The organism is Streptomyces sp. SID8352 (assembly GCF_009862265.1).
Classification (GTDB): Bacteria; Actinomycetota; Actinomycetes; order Streptomycetales; family Streptomycetaceae; genus Streptomyces.
On record NZ_WWGX01000104.1, the window covers coordinates 56361 to 80066 of the forward strand.

Below are 23706 nucleotides of genomic sequence, written 5' to 3' on the forward strand. Positions count from 1 at the left end.
GTTCACCTCCGTGGCCTCCGGCTGACCTCACTCCTTCTCCGCGCGTCGGTGAACGCGCGTTGCCGGGGCCGCCCTTCGAAGGGTTTCCCTTGAACCACTCCTCTCTTCCGTCCTCCTCGCACCCGCTCACCCAGTACGGCTGGGACGCGGGCTGGGAGGCCGCCTTCGCCCCGTACGCCGCCCAGGGCCTGGTCCCGGGCCGGGTCGTCCGGGTCGACCGGGGGCTGTGCGATGTCGTCACCCCCTTTGGCACCCTCCGCGCCGACACCGAGTTCGTCGTCCCCCGCGACCCCATGAAGGTCGTGTGCACCGGGGACTGGGCCGCCGTCGACCCCGAGGGCGCCGACCCCCTCTATGTGCGGGCCCTGTTGCCGCGCCGCACCGCCTTCGTGCGGTCCACCTCGTCCAAGCGGTCCGAGGCGCAGATCCTCGCGGCCAACGTCGACCACGCCGTCGTCGCCGTACCGCTCTCCGCCGAGCTCGACCTCGCCAGGGTCGAACGGTTCCTCGCGCTCGCCTGGGAGTCCGGGGCGCGGCCCGTCGTCGTCCTCACCAAGGCCGACCTCGTGCCCGACCCCGTCACCCTCGCCCATGCCGTCCAGGACGTGGAGACGAGCGCGCCCGGCGTACCCGTGCTGGCCGTCAGCGCGGAGCGGGGGGAGGGGATCGACACCCTCACCGCGGTCATCGGCGGCGCGACCGCCGTGCTGCTCGGACCGTCCGGCGCGGGCAAGTCCACCCTCGCCAACGCGCTCGTCGGCCGGGACGTGATGGAGGTCCGGGCCATCCGCGACGTCGACGGCAAGGGACGGCACACCACGACCACCCGCAACCTGCTCACCCTGCCCGGTGGGGGCGCCCTGATCGACACCCCGGGGCTGCGCGGCGTCGGACTGTGGGACGCGGGCGAGGGGGTCGGGCAGGTCTTCTCCGAGATCGAGGAACTGGCACGGGACTGCCGGTTCCACGACTGCGCCCACGAGAGCGAGCCCGGCTGCGCGGTGCTCGCCGCCCTCGACGAGGGCGGGCTGCCGTACCGCCGGCTGGACAGCTACCGCAAGCTGGTCCGCGAGAACCAGCGGATCGTCGCCAGGACCGACGCCCGGGTCCGCGCCGAACTGCGCAGGGAGTGGAAGCGGCGGGGCGCGGAGGGGAGGGCCGCGATGGAGATCAAGCGGGGCGCGCGCCCCCGCTGACGCCCCGGTTCCCCGGCGTCAGCGGGTGCCCCTCGCCCGCCCGGCCCGTCGCCCGCCGCCCGGTCATGGACCGGGCGGCGGGCGCTCGCCACCGCCGGACACCGCCCGCTCGGGCCCGGGACGCGGTGTCCGGAATCCGTCGACCCCCGCACCCCCCGTGCCCCAGACTGGGCATGTGGAGGAACGAACGCCGAAGGACCCCGAGGGCATCCGCCACGAGGCCGTGCGCAGTCGCGACGCAGGCCTCGACGGCGCGTTCGTCTTCGCCGTCGGGACCACCGGCGTCTACTGCCGCCCCGGCTGCCCCGCGGTCCCCCCGCACCGCCGCAACGTGCGGTTCTTCCCGACCGCCGCCGCCGCGCAGCGCTCGGGCTTCCGCGCCCGTCGCCGCTGGCGTCCCGACGCGGTGCCCGGCTTCGCCGAGTGGAACGTCCGCGCCGACGCCGTCGGACGGGCCGTGCGGCTGATCGGCGACGGGGTCGTCGACCGCCAGGGCGTCGCCGGACTCGCCGGACGGCTCGGACACAGCGCCCGCCGGGTCCGCCGCCGGCTCACCGCCGAACCCGGCGCGGGCCACGTCGCCCTCGTCTTCGGCGACCCCGACGCGGCACCCCCGACGAGACGGTGTCCGACGACTGGCGCCCCTGGCGCACGTATGCCATGAACCACCTGCGCGCAGCAGGAGAGCGGGAGCAGTACTCATGAACACGACCGGGACCGGCACCGAGGCCGCCGCCACCGACACGGCCACCACCGGCGACGTCACCAGCGGGACCACCACCGGCAGGACCACCAGTGGCGAGGCCCTCACCTACTGGACCGGGACCGACAGCCCCGTCGGCCGGCTCCTCCTCACCGCGGACCCCGACGGGGCGATCACCTCGCTGTCCGTGCCCGGGCAGAAGGGCGGGCGCGATGTCGGGGACGGGTGGCTGCGCGACACCGGACCCTTCCGGGAGGCCGAGGCGCAGCTCGCCGCGTACTTCGCCGGGGAGCTGACGGAGTTCCGGCTGCCGCTGCGCGCCCGGGGCACCGCCTTCCGCGAGCGCGTGTGGGAGGCCCTGGACGCCGTCCCCTACGGGTCGACCACGACGTACGGCGCCATCGCCGCGCGCATCGGGGCGTCCCGGGCCGCGGTCCGGGCCGTCGGCGGCGCGATCGGCGCCAACCCGCTGCTCATCCTCCGGCCCTGCCACCGAGTGATCGGCGCCGACGGCTCCATGACGGGGTACGCGGGCGGCCTGGAGCGCAAGACGCGGCTGCTCGCCCTGGAGGGCGCCGGACCCGACGGCCCGCGCGTCGGCTGACCCGCGGGCGCCGGCGCATGGACGGGGTCCGGGCCCTGCCGGTCGGGTACGGCCCGGACCCCGTCCCGGGCGGCCCGGTGCGGGCCGCGTTCCCGGCGACGGTGCCGGCTCCGCCCTGGCGGCACGCCTCAGGGACCCGCTCCCTACGGGGCCCACCGGTGGCGGCACCCCTGGCGGCACCTCGGAAGGCCCCTCGTCGGCGTGCCTTGGGGCCTGCCCGGCGATTGCCGTCGGCGCCCGTGGGGCGGCCGTGCGGCGTCAGGCGCGTGCTCCCGGCGCTCAGGCCCCGGGCCTTCGGACCGGACGTACTCGGGGCCGGGGTCGGTGCGGCGGGAGTGCGTGCATGGCGTCGTGAGGCGGGCTGAATCGTCGGACAGGTCTTAGCCCGCCAGGACGGCGCCCAGCCACGCCCCGGCGACCAGCAGGCAGGCGAACAGCTCCGTCAGCACGCCGGAACCGCCCGAGCGCATCGCCGTGCGCACGGACGCCGCGGCCTCGCCGTGGCGGCCGAGACGCAGTCGTTCGGCCAGGTAGACGCCGCCGAGGTAGCCGGGGATCGCGCCCAGCACCGGCAGCAGGACGAATCCGGCCAGCGCGCCGGCGCCCCCGTACGCCGCGAGCCGCCGGTCGGCGGCGTCCGCGCGCCGTCTGCGGGGCGGCAGCGCCCAGCGCACCGCGCGGGCCAGCAGCAGGACGACCGTGGCGCCCACCAGCACCAGCCACGACAGGGTGCGCGGCTCCTTGAGGGCCCACCACAGCACTCCCGCCCACACCAGCCACGGCCCGGGGACGCCGGGCAGCAGCACACCGCACAGCCCGAGCAGGATCACCAGGCCGGACAGCATGAGGTCCCACACGCCCATCCGTCCAGGGTGCCGGACCCGCACCGAACGCGCAGTTCGTCATGGCTTGCCCCGGGGGGCGCCGTCACGGCTCGGGGCCTCGCCCGTGTCGTCGGGGGACACGGCCCGGTCGTCACCGGGGCGGGCGCCGCCCCGCCGTCCTCCGGGACCGGGACCGCCGGGGCCCCGGCGGGTCCGCGACGGCCCTGCTCTTCCTCGGGCATCCGATGCCGGGTGACACACCACATGACACTCCAGGGCACTTTGGCCGTCATGCTGGTCTCGGTGCGCCGGGCGGACACCCCGGTCCGGTTCCTGGTGCTGATCGGCGGCGTCGTGGGAGCGACAGCGTCCCTCGTCTGCGAGGCGGCCTCCCGGCTGTTCACGATCCGCGGAGACACTCACGTCGACCCGCCCACCGCGGCGAACCTCGTCGTCGCGCTGGCGCTCGACCTCACCCTCGCCGCCTGGCTCCCGTCCCGCCCGGTCACGGGCGGGGCCCCGGCCGTGACCGGGCGCCGCGGTGACGGTGCGGGGAAGGTGTGGGCCCGCCGGTCCTCCGGCTCCGGTCCGGGGCCGTTCCGGACCCGGCCGGTCCGCCGGACGCCGGGCCGGCTGCGGCATGATCGGGTCCAGCCGATCCTTCCAGGGGGCCGATGTGGAGTGGTCCGAACGCGTGGTGGTGCGCGACGGTGTCCGGCTGGTCTGCCGGGACCGGGGCGGGCCGGGGCAGCCCCTCGTACTGCTCCACGGCCTGGCCGGTCACGCGGGGGAGTGGGACGCCCTGGCGCGGAGCCTGGACCCCCGGTACCGGGTCGTCGCCGTCGACCAGCGGGGGCACGGCGCCAGCGAACGCCACCCCCGGGACGTCTCCCGGGCCGCCCATGTCGCCGACGTCGTCGCCGTGGCCGAGCGGCTGTCGCTGCGACGGCCCGTCCTGGTCGGCCAGTCGCTGGGCGGACACACGGCCATGCTCACCGCCGCCGCGCATCCCGGGCTCGTCCGCGCGCTCGTGCTCGTCGAGGCGGGCCCCGGCGGCACGAACCCGAACGGCCCCGCGGACGTCGGCGGATGGCTCGACTCCTGGCCGACACCGTTCCCCTCGCCCGGGGCGGCGGCCGCCTTCCTCGGCGACGGACCGGTGGGCGCGGGCTGGGCGGCCGGCCTCGAAGAACGCGAGGACGGGTGGTGGCCCCGCTTCGACCGGGACGTCATGGTCGACTCGCTGGCGGAGAACGCCCGGCGCTCCTTCCGGACCGAATGGGCACGGATCGTGTGCCCCACCCTGGTCGTCCTGGCCCAGTCCGGCCTCATCCCCGCGCCGGAAACCGACGAGATGCTCCGCCGGGGGCCCGTCACCCTGGCCATGAGCATCCCCGGCACCGGTCACGACCTGCACCTGGAGCGGCCCGATGTCCTGAGCACCGCGCTCACGGCCTTCCTTGATGACATCGACCGGGGCCGTGCCTGACGCGTGGTTCCGGCGGGGCTCGCCGGGCCGGAGGGCGAGTGCGGCGGGGCGGAGTCCCACCGGGTGGCACGGCGAGTCCGCCGAGGCGGACGGCGACGACGCGGAACGCCGGAGCCGGTCGCAGCGGTGTCCGAAGCGGTCCCGGGGGGCGTGGTGCCGCGGTGGGAGACCGCCGAACCGACGGCGTTCCGCGCCCTGTCCGAGCGATGGTCCCCGTGGGGACGGACGCCCGGCGGGTGTTGCCCTTACGCTTGCCTCGGCGGACCCGCGCCGGACTTGGGAGGCTGTCATGGTACCCATCGCACCGGAACTGCTCATGGCGTTGGCGGGGGGTGCGTTCGGGGCGGCGGGTGAGCAGATCTGGACGTCCCTGCGCTCGCTGGTCCGACGGCGGCCCCCGGAGGACGGGGCGTCGCCCGCGGACCCGGGGACGGATGAATCGCCCGGCAGCGATGCCGAGTTGGCGGAGCTGGAGAGGGAGCCGGGAAGCGTCGAGCGCGGCCGTCGGCTGGCCGCGGTGCTGACGCTGCGCGCGGAGCGGGACCCGGAGTTCGCGCGGGCCCTGCGGGAGTGGCGGCGGGCCGCCGACGCGTGCGAACGCGGGGCCGGTGCCGGCGAGGTGCACAACTCGGTATCCGGCGGCAGGCAGCAGAACGTGATCCAGACGGGGGAGGTCAACGGCTCGATCCATCTGGGTGGTTGAGCGGGAGCGGCACGGTCCGGGAGGGCCCGGCCACGGTGGCGCGCGGTCAGTCGGTGCCCGTCCGTGCGCCCTGCCGCCAGCGCGGTCCCGCGAAGCGCGTGAGGGCCGCGGCCAGCGGAGGATCGATGGCGGTGGTCAGGCCCAGCGGGAAGACCATGGCCCAACCGCCGTCGAGCCGGAAGCGCGGGCCGACCCGCGGCGCGTCCGGTGTCGGACGGACCTGCAGCGCGTAGAAGTGGGCGTCCTGGCCGTGTGCCACGACACGCCGTACGGCGATGTCCTCCACATGGCGCCACGCGTGGCGGCTCCGCCGCCGGCCGACCGAGGACCGGACGCCCTCCGCGGTGAGTTCCAGCTCCATGCGCCGGGCGGGCAGCAGCAGACCGACGACGGTGACCAGGACGCCCAGGGCGGGCCAGAGCAGCAGCGCGGCCCATGTCCCGGCCTCCTGCAACCGGCCGGTGACGGACATCCGGATGGCCATGACCGCGGTGAACGTGCCGATCAGCGTCCAGTGGAACATCGGCAGTCGCCGGGACCGGCCCTGGACCCGGAAGACGCCCGGCGAGTCCTCCACGGAGAAGGCCGGGGGCCCGAACAGCAGGACGCCTCCGGGCCCGTCGCCGGAGCGCGCGGGGGGACGTGCGGGCGGATGGAGAAGGGGCTGCCGCGCCGGTGGCCGGGGCGGGGACGGCCGGGTGGAGGCGGGGGGCGGCGCGCCGTGCGGCCGCGGACGCGCGCCCGCGGCCAGGTGCTCCTGCAACCGGCGGTGGCGGAAGCGGTAGCTTCCGCCCGCCCGCTGCAGCAGGCCCGCGGCGCGCGCGTCCTCCAGGAAGCGCATCAGCGGCCAGGGCACCCGCCCCACGAGGGCGAGCGACGTCCGGGCCAGGAGCCAGCGGCTCCACGGGCTCAGCAGGAACAGGGTCACGGAGGCCCCGATCCAGGTGGTGATTCCGGGCCCGATCCCGTTGGAAGTCCCCTGCCCGGTCCGCCAGAACAGGGTCGTGCCGAGGCCGATCATCGGTGCCACCACGGTGACGGTGGTGACCAGCGCGCGCCGTTCGTCCCGCAGCAGCCCGGCGGGCGTGGCGGCGTCCACGACGTCGGCGGGCGCGGCCAGGACGATCATCGTCACGGCCGGGAGGACCACCCCCACCGAGAACAGCAGCAGGGCATGGTCGTGCCCGCCCAGGAAGTACATCGCGAGGAGCCCCACGACGAGCGCGGGACCGGCGAGCAGGACCACGAGACGCAGCGCAGGCCCCACTCTGGAGTGCCGTTCGACGGAACGGAGGGCCGCGAGGAAACGGAAGGGATCGGCCGTGCGCCGGGGCTCGCCCAGTGGGTGCCCGTACCAGTGCTGCGTCATGGTGCGGCCCACCAGCGCGTATGTGACGCCGCCGAGCAGGGGGGCGGTCACGCTCAGCTCGCTCCGGAAGGGGCCGGGGGCCAGGCCCGGCGTCGCGGCGGAGACGGCGAAGGAGACCAGGACGCCGACGCCGAGGAGCGCCGGCAGGGCGAGCGCCCGGACCAGGGGCGTCGACGACAGCCGCCACCACGCCAGTTCGCCCTCCCCGCGCCGGGTCATCAGCCGCGCCAGGTACGACAGCCAACCGCGCGCCCGGTCCGGGTTCCACGTCCTCGGCCGGTAGCGCCGGTCCGGGTGCGACGGCAGCGCCGGGAACGCGGCGTGCACGATCCGGTCGAGGAGGTGGGTCTCGACCTCCTCCGGGCTGCGGAACGCGCCCGGCGACACCAGCTCCGCCGGGTCGGCGGGCCGACGCGCGTAGGCCTCGCGGGTCAGCCACACCATCAGCGGGCTGGTCAGGGCCCGCGCGGCCGGGAAGCGGTCCGGCCGGCGGCGCAGGGCGAGCACCAGCGGACGCCAGTCGTCCGACCGGCCGGAGTTCTCCGCCACCTCGGCCAGGTAGTCGGCGGCCTCCAGCGGGGGCAGCGGCCGCGACTCGACCGTCGTGGCGCCGGGCAGGCCGTGTCCCTCCACCAGCAGCAGCCGGTACTCCTCGGTCCGGGAGACCAGGACGGCGCCGCTGCCCCGGAGCAGCGGACCGCCGCTCGCGTGGGCGATACCGCCCAGACCGCTCGCCAGCGCCGCGCAGACCTCCGCGCGCCGGTGGTGCGGGAGTTCGTCCAGCCCGTCCAGCACGGGCAGCACGCGGCGCTGCCGCACCAGCAGTCGGGCGGGGTGCTCGCCGTCCACGAACGGCAGACCCGGGTGGTCCCGTCGCAGCCGCTCCTCCAGCCAGTCGTCGAGGGTGGCCCGCCTGGTGTCCCAGGACTCCAGGGAGAGCATGAGCGGGATGGGCGAGCCGGGCCGGTCGGGCGCCGGTTCCGGGCTCTCCCCGAGTCGCCGGGCCAGGAGTTCCAGGGCGAGCAGGACGGTGAACACGGTCTTGCCGGAACCGGCCGAACCGAGCACCACCAGACGGCGGTTCTCCAGGTGCAGCAGGGCGTCGGCCATAGTCCGTCCGCCGCCGGTGTCGGCCCAGACGGGCCCCGGCGGCGGGGCCGCCGACGAGGGCGTCCGTTCGCTCCAGGTTCGCCACTGCACGGGCATCGGCCACGGATCGTTCATGTGCCAGGCGTCGGCCTCGGCCCGCCACTGGTAGAGCAGACTCGCCGCCAGCCGGCGCTCGGCCTCGGCGAGCGGGGACACACCGGGCGGCGCCGCGACCCGGACGCTGAGGTTCAGGTCGCCGTGGAGCACGCCGACCTGGACGAGGTACTCGATGGTGCTGTCCACGACGGTGTTGCTGATGAAGGGCTGCTCCTGGCCGCCCGGCTGCGCCCGCATGGTCATCCGCCCCGCCCCCGTGCCCGGATCGAACTCCACTGTAATGACTGGGAAGTTGGCGCGCATCCGTACGGACTGCGGCATTGGCGCACGTCCTTGTCCTCCGCGCCCCGGGGCCGCCGTCCGCCGGGCGTCCGCCGTGCCGTCCGTGCGATTTTCCGAATGCCCCGTCTTCCCGTGGCGCCCGGGGTGACAATCGGGGCCATGAGCCAGCAGGGGGGAAGGTCCACCGGTTCCGACGACGACTGGTGGGCGCGGTTGTACGACGACTCCGCCGACGACACGGGCCCCTCCCGGGCCCCCGACTCCCTGGACGACCGCTTCACGTCGGCCGCGGACACGGTCCGGGGCACGGGCACGGGGGCGGCGCAGGACGCCGGGGCGCCGGGGACCGCCGGGGGCGGGGACGCCGACGCGGACGGCGCACGTCCCGGCGCGGGCGCGGCCCGGGGCGCGGGGCCGGACGCGCGGCCGAGCGGTGCGGGTGCCGCGCGGAGGGGAGCGGGTCCGTGGGTACGCGGAGCGGCGTCGCCGGTGCCGGGGTCCGGGGACGGCGCGGACCGGGGGACGACGGGCGCGGCGGGGCGGGCGGACGAGGCGGACGGGTCGGAACGGCGGCGCGAGGGGCCGAGTGAGGGGCCGGGTGAGGGGGTTCCGGACCCCGGAGCGGAGGCACGGGAGCCCGGCGGCGACGCACCCGGCGCGAGTGGCGGTGCGCCGCGGTCGGCGCGTGCGTGGTGGGAGACGGAGGAGGCGCCCCGGCCACGCCCGGACGGTGGCGGTGCGCCGCCCTCGGCCCCGGGCGGGGAGGCGTCCCCGGGCGGCGGCGCGGGGGAGGAGGCCGCCGCGCCCACGGCCTCGGCAGCGGCGGCGCCTCCGCCGCGCCCGCTGTGGCCGTGGGACGAGGAGGAGACGGTCGGCGGCTGGTCGTTCCCGCCCGGGACGCTCTCCGCCGACCCCGACGCGGGGGCTCCGGAGGACGGCCCCACGTCCCGCTCTGAGGGGGAGCGGGCCCCGGAAACGGGGCCGGAAGCGGCCGGGCCGCGGTCGGAACCACCGGGCGCGGGAACAGCGCCCGATGCTCCGGGGACCGGTGCCAACGCCTCTCGCGCGGAGCCGACGACGGACTCCGCCGACCCGGCGGCGCCTGATGCGACGGCCCGGGGCGGGACCCCCTCGGCGGGCGGGGGCGAGGGTGGGGCGCCGGGTGCCGGGCGGTGGTTCCGTGCGGCGGTGCCCCCGACTGCCTCGGAAGCGGTGGCTCCGGGTGATGGAGCCCCCGTGGGTGAGGGTGGGGCGCGGGGCGGTGAGCCGTGGTTCCGTGCGGAGGTGCCGCCGTCGCCGGAGGTGGCCGCTCCGGCTGACGGATCTCCGGCGGGCGGGGGCGAGGGTGGGGTGCCGGGTGCCGAGCGGTGGTTCCGTGGGGCGGTGTCCCCGTCGTCTGACGCGGCGGTTGCGGGTGACGGAGCCCCCGTGGGCCAAGGCGGGGCGCCGGGCGGTGAGCCCTGGTTCCCTGCGGCGGCGTCTCCCGTTCGCGATCCGAGGGCCCCGGCCGGCGGGCCCGGCTCCGGGCGGGACACCGGAGCCGACCCCGGCACCCCCGCGCCCGGACCTTCCACGTCCGGCGGTGCCACGCCCGCGCTCGACGATGCGCCGGACGGAGCCGTTTCCCGGGCACCCGGGCCGCAGTACGGACCGGAGGACGGAGCCGCTCCCCGAGCTCCCGCGCCGCGGCCCCGTTCCGTGTCCCGTGCGCCCTGGGAGCCGCCGTCGGGTCTTCCCGCCGTCCCGGTCACCTTCTCGGGCGCGGGCCGGCGCACGGACACGGAGCCCGGCGGGCCGGATGCGGGTCGGCCGGACGGCGGCCGGGACCAGGACCGGGGCGGTCAGGACCAGGACCGGGGCGGCCGGGGCAGTACCGGGGCGGCCGGTGCCGCGGACACCACCGCGATACGGCCGCGCGCCCCTTGGGAGCCGCCATCGGGCGTCCCCGGAGCCCCGGTGACCTTCTCCGGCGGAGGCGCCGACCCGCGCTGCGCGCCCCCCGCGCCGCCGAGGGCCGATCCCCCGGCCCGGAAGGGTTCCCCGTCAGGGGCCTCGGGGTCTTCCCGGACCGCCCCCGAGGAGCCGCCTCCGCCCAACGACGGTGTCGGCGTCGGTGACGGCGTCGGCAACGGTGCCGCTGCCGACAACGGCCCCGTCACGGTCCCCCCGTTGCCCGTACGGGAGGCGCCCGGGGCACCGGACCCGTCCCGGAAGGGTGTTCCCGAGGGCCCGGCTCCGTCCGCCCATCCCGCGGGCGATGCCCCGCCCCCGCCCCTACGGGAGACCCCCCACGGGGTGACGGAGCCCCCCGGTGAGCCGACCGCGCCCCCGGAGGAGAACTCCGACGGCGACCCCACGTCCCTCGAACGCCTCCCCGAGGACCCGGCCCCCTCCCGGCAGGGTGGCGTCCCCCGGGCGGCGGCCCCCCGCCCCGCCCCCGGCGACGGGCCCCCGGCCGCTCCCGTCGGCTTCGGCGCCCCGGGAGACGTTCCCCCGCCCCCGCCGGCGCCCTCGCCCGTTCCCGCGTACGCCGCCGGGAGAGCGGACCGCCGGGAAGAGGGCGTGCCCGCGTACGTCGGGTTCAGGCCGCCCACGTACGAGGCCGATCCCACCGCCCTGCCCCCCGCCGATCCGGAGGACCTCGGCGGGCTGGTGCCCGACACCGTGCTCGACGGCGCCCGGTACGGGACGTGCACGCTGCGGGCCGTCTCGGTGCGCGGGGACTCCGCCCGGTACCGGGGCGACCCGCGCCGCGACGCCCTGCTCACCGCCCGCTTCGGCACCGGGGACGACGCGCTGCTGCTGGTCGCGATGGCGACCGGCGCCCGCGCCGCGGCCGGGGCGCACCGCGCGGCGGCCGAGGCGTGCCTGCTGATCGCCGAGGCCGTCGGCCGCAGCCACCCGCGGCTCTCGGCGGACCTGCGCGCCGGGCACCGCGGCGATCTCCGGGCCGGGCTGCACCGGCTGACCGACCGCGGCCTCGGCCGGCTCCGCGCCCGAGCCGTCGAACAGGGGCTCGCACCCGAGGAGTACACCGCCGGGCTGCGCTGCCTGCTGCTCCCCGCCGACCCCGGCTGCCGCACCCGGGTCTTCTTCGGGGTCGGCCCCGGCGGGCTGCTCCGGCTCCGGGACGGCGTCTGGCACGACCTGGAGCCCCGCCCCGGCGGCAGCGGCGGTGCCCCGGGCCCGGTGTCCCCGGGTCGCGGCCGCAGGGACCGGCCCACCGGGGAACCGGGCGTCCCCGCGCCCCCGGCCCCGGACGGCCCGGCCCCCGCCGGACCGCCCCGCGCGCCCTTCCGCTTCCGGGACTGCCTGGGCCGACCGGGTGATGTGCTGCTGCTCTGCACCAAGGGCCTCGCCGAGCCGCTGCTGGGCGAACCGGAGCTGGGCGCACTCCTCGCCCGCAGGTGGTCCGCCCCCGGGCCGCCGGGCCTGCCCGGGTTCCTCGCCGACACCGGGGTCCGGGTCAAGGGCCACGCGGACGACCGCACCGCCGCCGCCCTCTGGGAGGCGTGAGGCCGCCGGGTGTGCCATAGCTGGACGCATGGCCAAACAGAACGTCGCGGAGCAGTTCGTCGACATCCTCGCCCGCGCCGGAGTCGAACGGCTCTACGGCGTGGTCGGGGACAGCCTCAACCCGGTGGTGGACGCCGTGCGCCGGCACTCCGGCATCGACTGGGTGCACGTGCGGCACGAGGAGACCGCCGCCTTCGCCGCCGGGGCTGAGGCGCAGATCACCGGGAAGCTCGCGGCCTGCGCCGGCTCCTGCGGCCCCGGCAACCTGCACCTCATCAACGGCCTCTACGACGCGCACCGCTCCATGGCCCCGGTGCTCGCCCTCGCCTCGCAGATCCCGTCCAGCGAGATCGGCCTCGGGTACTTCCAGGAGACGCACCCCGACCAGCTGTTCCGCGAGTGCAGCCACTACAGCGAGCTGATCTCCAACGCCCGGCAGATGCCCCGGCTGCTGCGGACCGCGATCCAGCACGCCGTCGGCCGGGGCGGCGTCAGCGTCGTCTCCCTGCCCGGGGACATCGCCGACGAGCCCGCCCCGGAGAAGACCACCGACACCGCCCTGGTCACCTCGCGGCCCACCGTCCGCCCCGGCGACGCGGACCTCGACCGGCTGGTCCGGATGATCGACGAGGCCGGGAAGGTCACCCTGTTCTGCGGCAGCGGCACCGCCGGGGCGCACGCCGAGGTGATGGAGTTCGCCGGACGGATCAAGTCCCCCGTGGCGCACGCCCTGCGCGGCAAGGAATGGATCCAGTACGACAACCCCTACGACGTGGGGATGAGCGGGCTGCTCGGCTACGGCGCCGCCTACGAGGCCACCCACGAGTGCGATCTGCTCCTCCTGATCGGCACCGACTTCCCGTACAACGCCTTCCTGCCCGACGACGTGCGGATCGCCCAGATCGACGTGCGGCCGGAGAACCTGGGCCGGCGCTCCCGGCTGGACCACGCCGTGTGGGGCGACGCCCGGGAGACCCTGCGCTGTCTGATCCCCCGGGTACGGGAGAAGACGAACCGCCGCTTCCTGGACCGGATGCTGAAGAAGCACGCGGACGCCCTGGAGGGGGTCGTCTCCGCCTACACCCGCAAGGTCGACAAGCACGTCCCGATCCATCCGGAGTACGTGGCCGCCGTGCTCGACGACATGGCCGACGGCGACGCCGTGTTCACCGTCGACACCGGCATGTGCAACGTGTGGGCCGCCCGCTATCTCTCGCCCAACGGCCGCCGCCGCATCATCGGTTCCTTCTCGCACGGCTCGATGGCCAACGCGCTGCCCATGGCGATCGGCGCCCAGTTCACCGACCGCCACCGGCAGGTGGTCTCCCTGTCCGGGGACGGCGGGTTCACCATGCTCATGGGCGACTTCCTCACCCTCGTCCAGCACGACCTCCCGGTGAAGATCGTCCTCTTCAACAACTCCACGCTCGGCATGGTCGAACTGGAGATGCTGGTCGCCGGGCTGCCCTCGCACGGGGTGACCAACGTCAACCCCGACTTCGCCGCCGTGGCCGAGGCCTGCGGCGTCTTCGGCGTACGGGTGGAGAAGCCCAAGGAGCTGCCGAAGGCGCTCAAGGCCGCGTTCAGGCACCGGGGTCCGGCCCTCGTCGACGTCGTCACCGATCCCAACGCGCTGTCCATCCCGCCGAAGATCCGGGCCGAGATGGTGACCGGATTCGCCCTGTCCGCCTCGAAGATGGTGCTGGACGGCGGTGTCGGCCGGATGCTCCAGATGGCCCGTTCCAACCTCCGCAACGTCCCGCGCCCCTGAGCCCCGCCCCGCGCTCCCCGGCGATCGAGCCACACCTCCACCGGTCCTTGACGATTCGGCACGACTGACGGGACCCCGAACGGGCAAGGCTTCCCCCGTGAAGGTGTTCGAGGAGAAGGGGCGAAGACATCAGCACGCGTACGGGGGACACGGAGCGGCAGGCGGCGCCGCAGCTCAGCCGCAGACTGGGGCGCGCCGATCCGCGCGCGGTACCGGATGCCCGCAGGGCGCTGCGTGAGCTGTTACGCCACTGGGGCAGGCCCGGCCGGTCCGAGATCGCGGAGCTGCTCACCAGCGAGCTGGTCACCAACGCCCTGGCGCACACCGACGAGGACGCGGTCCTGACGGCCACCGTCGGCCGGCACGGCCTGCGGGTCGAAGTGCGGGACGCCGCCCGGCGGTTGCCCCGGCGGCGGACGCCGGAACCGGACCGGGACACCAACGGCCGGGGGCTGCTGCTGGTCGACTGCCTCGCCGACGCCTGGGGGGTGCGGCCCTGCGAGCCGGGCAAGTCGGTCTGGTTCGAACTGGGCGCCGACGCCGCGTGAGCCCGTACCGGGATGCCGCGAGGGGCCGGGCGGCGGAGCCGTGAGGCGGCGGGGAGCCGAGGCGTCCGGGGCCCGTGAGTACGGGACCGGAGACGTACGGGCGGGGACGATGCCGGGGCGGACGGGGCGTCAGGGGCCGGTAGGGCACCGGCGGGCGGCGTCGGTCGGCCGGAACGCCGGAGGGGCGTGACGGCTCGTCGCTCGTCACGCCCCTCCGGCGGGCGGCCCCCCTGCGGCCGCCGTCAAGCGGTCCGCGGCCGTCCTAACCGAACTGCTGCTCCAGGTCCTTGAGCTTGCGCTCCAGGGAGTCCAGACGCGGCAGGGCCTGGGTGTCGTCCTCGGCGGTCAGGTCGACGGTCGTGGCGTCAGCCGCGCCCCGCGGGGACGGAACGGGCTGCACCGGCTGGAGGGAGTGGCGCTGGAGTGCGGGCAACTGCTCCGGGGACCCTATGGCAGGCTCCGCGGTGGCACCGGCGGTCTCCCGCTCCACCTGCACCTCCACGGCGGGGTGACGGCGGCCGGGAAAGCCCCGGGGGCCGTGTCCGCGGCTGATCGCCTTCAACTGGGCGCGCTCCAGGCGCTCCTGCTCGCGCCGCCGCTGACGGCTGTCCTCCTTGCGGCGCCGGTCGTCGCGGACCTCCTCGACCGCCTCGTCCAGGCTGCGCACGCCTTCGAGCAGCATCAGGGACCATGCGCGGTACGTCTCGCGGGGGGCCCGCAGCCAGCGCACGATGCGGATCTGCGGCAGCGGGCGCGGCACGAGGCCCTGCTCGCGCAGCGCGGCCCGGCGGGTCTGCTTCAGCGCGCGGTCGAAGAGGACAGCGGCCGAGAGGGACATGCCGGCGAAGAAGTGCGGGGCGCCCGCGTGCCCGGCGCCGCGGGGCGCGTGGACCCAGTTGAACCACGCAGCCGCGCAGGCGAAGGCCCACACGAGTATGCGGGAGCCGAGCGCCGCGTCACCGTGGCTGGCCTCGCGCACGGCGAGCACGGAGCAGAACATCGCGGCTCCGTCCAGACCGAACGGCACGAGGTACTGCCAGCCGTCGCTCAGCCCGAGGTTCTGCTCACCGAAGCCGACGAGACCGTGGAAGGACAGGGCCGCGGCGACGGCGGCGCAGCAGAAGAGCAGGCCGTAGGAGACGATGCCGTAGATGGCCTCCTTGCGCCGGCGGCGCTCCTCGGCACGCTCCCACGAGTCGTCCGCGCCAGGCTCCTTGGCCGAGGATCGCTTGCCGCGCGTGAGCACCGCGACCGCAGCCACCATGCCGAGGAGCAGCACGACGCCCGGAAGCAGCCAATTCAGCGATATGTCGGTCAATTTCATCTGGGGTCCCTTGCATTGGGATAGGGCGTAACGCCCGCCATGGTGGCCCAAACCCGGCAGCCCTCAGGGGGTTTCGGGGCAAGAGGCCGCTAAGGGAGTGCGAGGGGGCGCCCAGGGCGACGATCTGCTCGAACTGCCGCATGAGGGGCGGGAGTTGAGTTCTATTAAGACTACCTGTACGGGGGGTTCTGCGGAAAGTTGCCGCGTCGCGTGTGGGAGTTGTGAAACGACCTTGGCGATCCTAGAGGATGCGGGGAGCGCCCGCGTCCGTGGGGTCGTCAGATCGCCGCGGGGAGAGGCGTTCCGGCCCGTCCGGCCGCACGGGTCCCCGGGCTGGTCACGCGGGTGCCGCGAGGGTGCGGGGCGGGCCGAGGGCGGTCCGGCCGCAACGGGGCCGAATCCGGTCGGCGGCGGTGCGAAGGCCCCGGCCGCCGCGCGGTCCCCGCCCCTCGGCGCCCGGCTCCGGCGGGCCCTCCGCGGCCCCGGTCCCGGAGCCCCTTGTCCGCGCGTCCGCTCCGGTGCCCCCGGGACGGGCGGCGTCCCGGTCGAGCGGGGCGGGGGAGCCCGGCGACGGCTCGGTCGGGGTCGGGAGCGGGCGCGCGGACCGTCGATTTCCGGCCGGTCGGGCGGCCCGATCGGGGCGGGACGGCGTCCGGGGGAGGTGAACCCGCGGCGTCCTGCGCCTATCGTGCTTGACGGACGGGTGACAACCGGCCGTAATGACCCCAAGTACCGACACGTCCCGCAGGAGGACCCGTGAGGCCGAGCACGCAGGGCTCCCGCACGGACACGGCGCCGCCCGCGCCGATCCGCACCGCAGCGACGGCGCGGGTGCCGGCCCAGCCGGCCGCCGCCGACCGCGACCGCCGCCCCGCCGTGACGGAGAGGGAGGCGGCCGGGTGGCCGGCCGCGGGGAGCGGCGACGCCGCGCGGGGGCCCGCCGCGGGCCCGGCCCCCGTGGGCGCGACCGCCGGGCGCGGGGCCGGGGGAGCCTCCGGGAGCCCCGCCCCGGCCGCACCGCTCGCCGGGGCCCCCCTCCCGGGCGGCTTCCCCGTCCCGGGTGCTCCGGCCCCGGGTGCTCCGGCCCCCTACGGACGCGGCCCCCATGGGGCAGGCCCCGGTGACCCCGGGGCCCCCGGACCCGCTCCGGCCGGCCCGGCCGAGAGGGTCCCGTTCACCGGGGAACGCACCCGGCACGGACGTGCCCCCCACGGCCCCGCCCCCGAGGGCCCCGCAGCGGGGGAGCGTCTCGGGCGGACCCGGCCCCGTACCCCACTGCGGCGCTCCTCGGTGCGCGAGCAGGTGCTGGACGCCCTGCGCGCCGCGCTGGTCACCGGGGAGCTGCGGCCCGGCGAGATCCACTCGGCGCCCACCCTGGGGGAGCGCTTCGGGGTGTCCGCCACCCCCGTGCGCGAGGCCATGCAGCAGCTCGCCCTGGAGGGCGCCGTCGAGGTCGTGCCCAACCGCGGGTTCCGCGTCGTCCGGCGGGGCGCCCGGGAGCTGGCCGAGCTGGCGGAGGTCCGGGCGCTGATCGAGGTCCCGGTGCTGCTCCGGCTGGCCCGCACGGTGCCCGCCGAGCGCTGGGCGCGGCTGAGGCCGCTCGCCGAGGCGACCGTCCGCGCCGCCGCCTCCGGCTGCCCGGCGGCGTACGCGGAGTCCGACCGGGACTTCCACCGTGCCGTGCTCGCCCTCACCGGTAACGACGAACTGGTGCGCATCGCCGCCGACCTGCACCGCCGCGCCCAGTGGCCGCCCGCCGGCGACCCGGTCGTCCGGGCGCGGGCCGATCTGGTGGCCGACGCCCGCGAGCACACGGCGCTCCTGGACGCCCTGATCACCGGTGACCCGGAGGCGGTGCGGGTCCTGGCCTCGGGCCACTTCGGCACGGCCTCCTGACCGCCCGCGAGGGACCCCCGGCTGGGCACCGCCCGACGCCGGGCGTCGCACCGGGCCGCACACGGTACCGGGGGACGGGCACCGCTCCGGACCGGGGTTACTGCTCCGGCCCGGAGTACCGTGCCACTCCCTGCCGCGCCGTCCGCGTCTCCGCCTCCGCCCCGCCGGGCAGGCTTCCGCGCGCGCGAACCACCCGTGCCGGGGCACCGCCGGTTCGCGGTGCCCCGGCACGGGTCCGGTGCGGGGTGCCGGGCGCGGGGAGCCGTCGGCCCCCGCGCCCTACGACGGCACGGTGGTTACGGCACCTCCTGGTGCTCGGGCTGCGGCTTCGGCAGGCGGGAGGAGGGGGCGGGGCCGGACTTCGCGGCGGCGCGGGCCTTCTTGCGCTTGTCCAGGTCGACGTCGCCGCCCCGCTTGTACAGCTCGATCGCGAGCGGGGAGGCCGTGAAGACCGACGAGTAGGTACCGACGACCACACCGATCAGCAGGGCCAGCGCGAAGTCGGTGAGCGCGTCCGTCGCCATGACGGCCAGGGCCGCCAGGATCAGCATGGCGCCCATGCCGGTGTTCACCGTGCGGGGCAGGGTCTGCAGGATCGAGTCGTTGGTGAGCCGGTCGAACGGGGTCTTCTTGTCCCGTCCCATCAGCTCCCGGATGCGGTCGAAGAGCACCACCGAGTCGTTGACCGAGTAGCCGATCACGGTCAGCAGCGCGGCCAGGAAGATGCCGTCGATGGGCTTGCCGAGCCAGGCGAACACACCGACCAGGATCACCACGTCGTGCGCGAGCGCGCTGACCGCCGCGGTGCCGAACAGCAGCCGGAAGCGGATGGCGAGGTACAGCAACTGGGCGCCGAGGGCCAGGGCGAGCGCGATCAGGGCGTCCCGGCGCAGCTCGTCGCCCATGCTCGGGCCGATCAGCTCGTCCCGGATCTTCTCCGCCCCGCCGCCCAGCCCGGCCACCGTCTTGGTGACCTGGTCGGCCTCGGCGTCCGTGAGCTCCTCGGTGCGCACCGTCAGGTCGGCGTCGCCGGAGGACTGGACGACCGCGCGCGGGAAGCCCGCGTCGGCCAGCGCGGTGCGGGCCCTGTCCGGGTCGACGGGGGCGGACGTGGAGTACTCGATGAGCCGTCCGCCGGTGAACTCGATGCCGAACTCCAGGCCGCGCACCAGGATTCCGGAGCCGCACAGCACCAGCACCGCGGCGGAGGCCGCCAGCCAGCGGCGCGGGTGGCGCATCAGGAACGGGTTGCGGCGCAGCAGCCGGTCGCGGACCGGGCCCGTGGTGGAGATGCCGGTGATGTGCGGGCGGCGGAAGACCGCGGGTCGGCTCGCGGCGAACTCGGCCATCACCCGCGTGATCACCAGGGCGCTGACCATGGACGCCAGCACACCGATGCCCAGGGTGACACCGAAGCCCTTGACCGGGCCGGAGGCCAGGAAGAACAGCAGGGCGGCGGCGATCAGGGTGGTGATGTTGGAGTCCGCGATGGCGCTGAGGGCGTTGCGGAAACCGGTGGTCAGCGCGGCGCGCGGGCTCGGGCGGGACCGTGCCGCGTGCTCCTCCCGGGCCCGTTCGAAGACCAGCACGTTGGCGTCCACCGCCATGCCGATCGCCAGTACGAAACCGGCCAGGCCCGGCAGGGTCAGCGTCGCCCCGATCGCGGCGAGGGCGGCGTAGGAGATCAGGCCGTAGCAGGCCAGGGCGATGGTGGACAGCAGGCCCATGAGGCGGTAGACGACGATGATGAACAGCGCGGTCAGGGCGGTGCCGATGACGGCGGCCCAGGCGGCGGCCGTGATGGCCTCGTCGCCCAGGGTCGCGCCGATGGTGCGCTGCTCGACCGTCTCGACCGGCACCGGCAGGGCGCCGCCCTTGATCAGCAGGGCCAGCTCGCGGGCCTCGGCGGCGTCGAAGGAGCCGGTGATCTGCGTCGAGCCGCCCCGGATGCCGGCCTTGCAGCCCACCGACGGGTCGACCTGCGGCGCGGAGATGATCTTGTTGTCGAGCACGATGGCGACGCGGCGCTGGGGGTCCCCGGCCGGGAAGCAGGCGGCCTCACCGGTGATGTCGCCCCACCGGTCGCTGCCCTTGTCCTTGAAGTCGACGGTGACGACCCAGCCGGCGCCGTTCTGCTGGTCGAAGCGGGCGTCGGCGCCCTTGACGTCCTGGCCGTTGAGCGAGGCGGCCTTCAGCCGCAGCGCCTGGCCGGTCTCGTCCGACAGCACGCGCTCGCCGGACTCCTCGTCCTTGGCCCCGTCCTTCGCGGCGTCGTCCTTCGCGGCGTCGTCCTTCTTCGCGGCGCCGTCCGCGGCGTCGTCCTTCTTCGCCCCGTCCCCGGCGGCCCCGTCCTTCGCGGTTTCGTCCTTCTCGGCGTCGTCCTTCTTGGCCTCGTCCCCGGGCTCACCGGCCGGGTCCTTCGCCGCGTCCTCGGGGGACTCCGCCGCCCCGAGCACCGTGTGGACGGTGAGCTGGGCGGTGCGGCCGAGCACGTCCGCCGCCTGCTTCGGGTCCTGCACGCCCGGCAGCTCGACGACGATGCGGTTCTCGCCGGAGCGGACGATGGTCGGCTCGGACACGCCGAGCGCGTCGATGCGGCCGCGCAGCACCTCCACGGTGCGGTCGGTCGCCTCCCGGTCGGCCTTGGCGGCCTTGGTGGAGCGGGTCTCCAGCACGATCTGCGTACCGCCGCGCAGATCGAGACCGAGCCGTACCGGCACGGTCAGGGCGATGGCCACCGACACGCCGATCACGGCCAGGGCGATCAACGCGCGTACGCGTGACACCCCGCCCGACGAACGGCGGGAACGGGAACGGGAACGTTTCACGTGGGGCCTCCAACAGGCACGCCGCGGCGGCGGCCTGGCCGGCCGCGACGGAGGAAGAGCGGATGGGGGGATGTCTCAGATGCCGTTGGAGGCGGGCGGCGCCCGGCCGCGGTCATGGCTCGCGCGGCCGGGGGAGACGGGAACGGTGCCCGGGGGCCGTTCCTGGGTGCGCTCCCGGGAGGTGCCGGTGGCGACCGCGGTACGGGTGAGCGTCGCGAAGTGGTCGGCGGGGGCCAGCCGCTCGCCGGTGTGGTCGTGGCGGGGCCGGAACTGGGCGGCGCAGGCCGTGGCGCAGCCGTCCTCCGCGTGGAAGTCGCCGTCCGGGAGCGGCTGGGTCGCCGAGACGGGCGCCTGCGCCCGCGCGGAGAGACCGGCCAGCGCGCTCTCGGGCCAGGTGGGCACGAACGCCAGCAGCGCGGCCAGCAGCAGGACGACCGCCACCGGCAGCGGACGGCGGGGGGCGGAGCGTGGTGCGGGACGCAAGCGCCTCTCCCCTTCCAGGGTCACGGGTGCCGGACGGGTGCCGGGGCGTGGGCGGGCGGCCCCGGAGGGGCCCGCCCGGAGCGGGTCAGGGCTCGATCAGCCCGGCGCGGATGGCGTAGCGGGTCAGTTCCAGCCGGTCCCGCAGGCCGAGTTTCTGGAGCAGGTTAGCGCGGTGCCGCTGAACGGTCTTGATGCTGATGAAGAGGATCTCACCGATCTCCTTCGATGAATGACCCTCCGCGACCAGCTTGAGGACCTCCTCCTCGCGCGGCGTGAGGATGTGGTCGGCGCTCTCCTCGCCGTGCCGCACCCGGTCCAGGTAGTTCCGGATCAGCGCCGTCACCGCGCCCGGGTACAGGAACGGCTCGTCGCGCATCGCGGCCCGGCACGCCGCCACCAGGTCCCGGTCGGCCACGGACTTCAGCACGTAGCCGCACGCCCCCGACTTCAGCGCCTGGAACAGGTACTGCTCGTTGTCGTGCATCGTCAGCATCAGGATGCGCAGGCCGGGCTTGAGCGCGGACAGCTCCCGGGCCGCCTGGAGGCCCGTCAGCCGGGGCATGGCGATGTCCAGCACCGCAAGGTCGACGGTGTGGGCGCGGGCCATGTCGATGGCCTCCGCGCCGTCACCGGCCTCCGCGACGACCTGGAGGTCCGGTTCCCGGTCCAGGATCAGCCGCACCCCGCGCCGCACCAGGGCGTGGTCGTCGGCGAGCAGGATGCGGATCTTCGCCGGAGCGGCGGGCTCCGCCGGTCCGCCCGGCGCGGACGCGGGGTCCCGGGGGCCCCCTTCCGGGGACGGCGCGGAGGGGTCGGACGGTGCCGACGGCTCTTCGGACAGGGGTGAATCGGACATGGTCAGGGCTGCTTCCTGGGAACGGGTGCGGTGAGGCTGATCCGGGTGCCGGAGCCGGGGGCCGACACGATGTCGAGGGAGCCGCCGATCAGCAGGGCCCGTTCCCGCATGCCGCGGATGCCGGCCCCCTCGCAGGCCGCCTCGATGCCCCGGCCGTCGTCGCGGATGCCGAGCACCACCGCGCCCTCCGCGCGGCTGAGGCTCACCTCCAGGCGCTCCGCGTCCGCGTGCCGGGCCGCGTTGGTCAGGCTCTCCTGCGCCACCCGGTAGAGCACGAGCTCCGTCTCGTGGTCCAGGGCGGGCAGATCGGGGGCGAAGCGGCGCGTCACCCGGAGCCCGGTGTGGGTGGCGAAGTCCTGGGTGAGCGAGGTCAGCGCGCTGATCAGACCGAGGTCGTCCAGCACCCCCGGGCGCAGCCTGCGCACCAGGCGGCGCACCTCGTCCAGGCTCTCCCGGGTGATCTCCTGCGCCTGGTGCAGTTCCCCGCGCAGCGGCTCGTCGGCGTCGTCGGCGGCCCGCCCCAGCACCAGCAGGATCGCGGTCATGCTCTGGCCGACCTCGTCGTGCAGTTCCTGCGCGATGCGCCGGCGCTCCGCCTCCTGGGCGAGCAGGACCCGGGCACTGCTGGTGGCCCGCTCGTTCTCCAGCCGGTCGAGCATGGCGTTGAAGGTGCTGATCAGCTCCGTCACCTCGCCGCCGCCCGAGGGGCGCGGCACGGACAGCCGCTGGCCGGGGCGGAGCAGGTCGACCGTGGTCATCAGCTTCGTCAGCCGGTCCAGCGGGGACAGGCCCCAGCGCAGCAGGGCGCCGTTGGCCACCAGCATGACGGCCATGCCGCCCACCAGAATCACGGCCTCGGTCAGCAGCACCGGGACGGAGACGGTCACCGGCGCCCAGAGCAGCAGCGCCGTGGCAAAGCCCAGCACCACCGCGTTGAGCCCGAAGATCCGCCAGAACAGGGACACCGGGGGTTACTCCTCCTTCTGCGACGCACCGTACGCGTCTACTGTCGGTCATCGCGCACCCCGGGTGGGAGCTGCGGCCCTTGGTCACGACCGAGCCGCGGTCCACCCTGCCCGCCCCGGAGCGCCGGGTCGATGGGGCACGGCCCCCATTTCCCGGGTGCCGCGCACCCACACCCCGCACGCGCGCGGGAGGGCGCGTGCGGGGAGCGGGCGCGCGGGGCGCGCGGGCCTGGGGCCACCCCCACTCTCCCAGCTCCCGCCGTCCGTCCGCGGACCCGCCCCGGGACCCGTGCGGGGCGGTGTGGATGCCGCGCCCCGGGGCAAATGGGCTCCGCGCCCGATGGGAAAGCCCCCGCCGACGGGCCAGAGTGGGAAGCGACCGGGCCGCAGCGCCGTACTCCCGGCTCCGGCCCGGTCAACCCTCATCCACGTCTTCACACTTCCGCACCACCGAGTTCCACCGGACGGGCGCCCCACGTCGGCACCCGTCCGAACGCCGTACCCCGGCGCCGGCCCGGACCTTCCGTCCCGGACCGGCCGCCGGGCACCACAACCCGACACCCGACCCGAACGCCGCACGCCCGACACGGGCCCGGACCGCCGCATCCCGGCACCGGGCCGGTCCGTCGTGCCCGCGGCGTCCGGCCGCGTGCCCGGCACCGGTCCCCGCCCCCGCACTCCGGGCGACGGGGTCCGGTCCGTCGTGCATCCGGCCCCGGGCCGGACCGCCGCAGACCCGGCGGCCGGGCCGGCCACGACCGTGTCCCCGACCCCCGCCCGCCGTACTCCCGAGAAGAAGGACTCACCATGTCGCTCGACGCCTCCCGCATCGAACCCCGCCCCGAGCGGCTGACCGCCCACGAGGCACGCCAGCGCCTGGAGCACGCCCGCAACACCCGCATGACCCAGCTCCAGGCCCTCGGCGAGAGCTCCCAGGACGACCAGCTCATGTCCGCCCAGAAGGACGCCATCGAGCGGGTCCTCAAGGAGATCGACGAGGCCTTCGCCCGCGTCGAGAACGGCACCTACGGCACCTGCCTCGGCTGCTCCAAGCCCGTCCCGGACGAGCGGCTGGAGATCCTGCCGTACACCCGCCACTGCGTCGCCTGCCAGCGCCGCGCCGCCTGACCGCACTCCGTCCAG

The 23706-nt window shown here is 76.0% G+C and carries 15 protein-coding genes and 2 pseudogenes; 10 read left to right on the forward strand and 7 right to left on the reverse strand.

All coding sequences use genetic code 11. The annotated features are described in order from the left end of the window. Positions 1 to 89 precede the first annotated feature (89 nt). The 3 genes and pseudogenes from rsgA to GTY84_RS30225 all read left to right on the forward strand — a co-directional run bounded on the left by rsgA (position 90) and on the right by GTY84_RS30225 (position 2503). Positions 90 to 1196, forward strand: a complete 1107-nt coding sequence (gene rsgA, locus GTY84_RS30215) for a ribosome small subunit-dependent GTPase A (protein ID WP_161229590.1) — start codon at positions 90 to 92, stop codon at positions 1194 to 1196. 175 nt (positions 1197 to 1371) lie between these two features. Next, positions 1372 to 1770 (forward strand): annotated as a pseudogene (locus GTY84_RS30220) (Ada metal-binding domain-containing protein); the annotation flags it as partial. A gap of 127 nt (positions 1771 to 1897) precedes the next feature. Beyond that, on the forward strand, positions 1898 to 2503 hold the full coding sequence (locus tag GTY84_RS30225) for a methylated-DNA--[protein]-cysteine S-methyltransferase (protein ID WP_161229591.1): 606 nt from the start codon (positions 1898 to 1900) through the stop codon (positions 2501 to 2503). 380 nt (positions 2504 to 2883) lie between these two features. Here the strand turns inward: GTY84_RS30225 and GTY84_RS30230 are convergent, their stop codons facing one another. Beyond that, a complete protein-coding gene (locus GTY84_RS30230; RefSeq protein ID WP_161229592.1) occupies positions 2884 to 3366 on the reverse strand; it encodes a DUF456 domain-containing protein in 483 nt (160 codons plus the stop codon). 637 nt (positions 3367 to 4003) lie between these two features. On the opposite strand from GTY84_RS30230, the gene GTY84_RS30235 reads away from it, so the two are divergent. Both GTY84_RS30235 and GTY84_RS30240 read left to right on the forward strand, forming a co-directional pair. Beyond that, the gene (locus GTY84_RS30235) at positions 4004 to 4816 is read left to right on the forward strand and encodes an alpha/beta hydrolase (RefSeq protein WP_345943571.1); all 813 of its coding nucleotides are present in this window, start codon (positions 4004 to 4006) and stop codon (positions 4814 to 4816) included. Between the two features lie 289 nt (positions 4817 to 5105). Beyond that, positions 5106 to 5519 (forward strand): hypothetical protein, encoded by a 414-nt coding sequence (locus GTY84_RS30240; RefSeq protein ID WP_161229594.1) that lies wholly within the window; start codon positions 5106 to 5108, stop codon positions 5517 to 5519. 46 nt (positions 5520 to 5565) lie between these two features. On the opposite strand, the gene GTY84_RS30245 is transcribed toward GTY84_RS30240, so the two are convergent. Continuing rightward, positions 5566 to 8415: an NACHT domain-containing protein gene (locus GTY84_RS30245; protein ID WP_237532801.1), complete on the reverse strand. Its 2850-nt coding sequence runs from the start codon at positions 8413 to 8415 to the stop codon at positions 5566 to 5568. Positions 8416 to 10938: 2523 nt separating this feature from the next. Here GTY84_RS30245 and GTY84_RS30250 point away from each other — a divergent pair. From GTY84_RS30250 to GTY84_RS30260, 3 genes are all read left to right on the forward strand, one after another. Next, the gene (locus tag GTY84_RS30250; RefSeq protein WP_345943572.1) at positions 10939 to 11892 is read left to right on the forward strand and encodes a protein phosphatase 2C domain-containing protein; all 954 of its coding nucleotides are present in this window, start codon (positions 10939 to 10941) and stop codon (positions 11890 to 11892) included. A 28-nt stretch (positions 11893 to 11920) separates the two neighbouring features. Continuing rightward, the gene (locus GTY84_RS30255) at positions 11921 to 13663 is read left to right on the forward strand and encodes a pyruvate dehydrogenase (protein ID WP_161229596.1); all 1743 of its coding nucleotides are present in this window, start codon (positions 11921 to 11923) and stop codon (positions 13661 to 13663) included. Positions 13664 to 13791: 128 nt separating this feature from the next. After that, a complete protein-coding gene (locus tag GTY84_RS30260; protein ID WP_161229803.1) occupies positions 13792 to 14211 on the forward strand; it encodes an ATP-binding protein in 420 nt (139 codons plus the stop codon). A 262-nt stretch (positions 14212 to 14473) separates the two neighbouring features. On the opposite strand, the gene GTY84_RS30265 is transcribed toward GTY84_RS30260, so the two are convergent. After that, the gene (locus GTY84_RS30265; protein WP_161229597.1) at positions 14474 to 15535 is read right to left on the reverse strand and encodes a DUF2637 domain-containing protein; all 1062 of its coding nucleotides are present in this window, start codon (positions 15533 to 15535) and stop codon (positions 14474 to 14476) included. Positions 15536 to 16810: 1275 nt separating this feature from the next. On the opposite strand from GTY84_RS30265, the pseudogene GTY84_RS30270 reads away from it, so the two are divergent. Next, positions 16811 to 17431: pseudogene (locus GTY84_RS30270) on the forward strand (GntR family transcriptional regulator); the annotation flags it as partial. A 296-nt stretch (positions 17432 to 17727) separates the two neighbouring features. Here the strand turns inward: GTY84_RS30270 and secD are convergent. From secD to GTY84_RS30290, 4 genes are all read right to left on the reverse strand, one after another. Continuing rightward, positions 17728 to 20259: a protein translocase subunit SecD gene (secD, locus tag GTY84_RS30275; RefSeq protein WP_161229598.1), complete on the reverse strand. Its 2532-nt coding sequence runs from the start codon at positions 20257 to 20259 to the stop codon at positions 17728 to 17730. A gap of 75 nt (positions 20260 to 20334) precedes the next feature. Beyond that, complete coding sequence (locus GTY84_RS30280; protein WP_161229599.1) at positions 20335 to 20742, reverse strand: hypothetical protein; 408 nt, start codon at positions 20740 to 20742, stop codon at positions 20335 to 20337. Between the two features lie 85 nt (positions 20743 to 20827). Next, positions 20828 to 21598, reverse strand: a complete 771-nt coding sequence (locus GTY84_RS30285; protein WP_202552130.1) for a response regulator transcription factor — start codon at positions 21596 to 21598, stop codon at positions 20828 to 20830. Between the two features lie 2 nt (positions 21599 to 21600). Then, positions 21601 to 22563, reverse strand: a complete 963-nt coding sequence (locus GTY84_RS30290; RefSeq protein WP_161229600.1) for a HAMP domain-containing sensor histidine kinase — start codon at positions 22561 to 22563, stop codon at positions 21601 to 21603. An 807-nt stretch (positions 22564 to 23370) separates the two neighbouring features. On the opposite strand from GTY84_RS30290, the gene GTY84_RS30295 reads away from it, so the two are divergent. Next, positions 23371 to 23691 (forward strand): TraR/DksA C4-type zinc finger protein, encoded by a 321-nt coding sequence (locus GTY84_RS30295; RefSeq protein ID WP_161229601.1) that lies wholly within the window; start codon positions 23371 to 23373, stop codon positions 23689 to 23691. Positions 23692 to 23706: the final 15 nt, after the last annotated feature.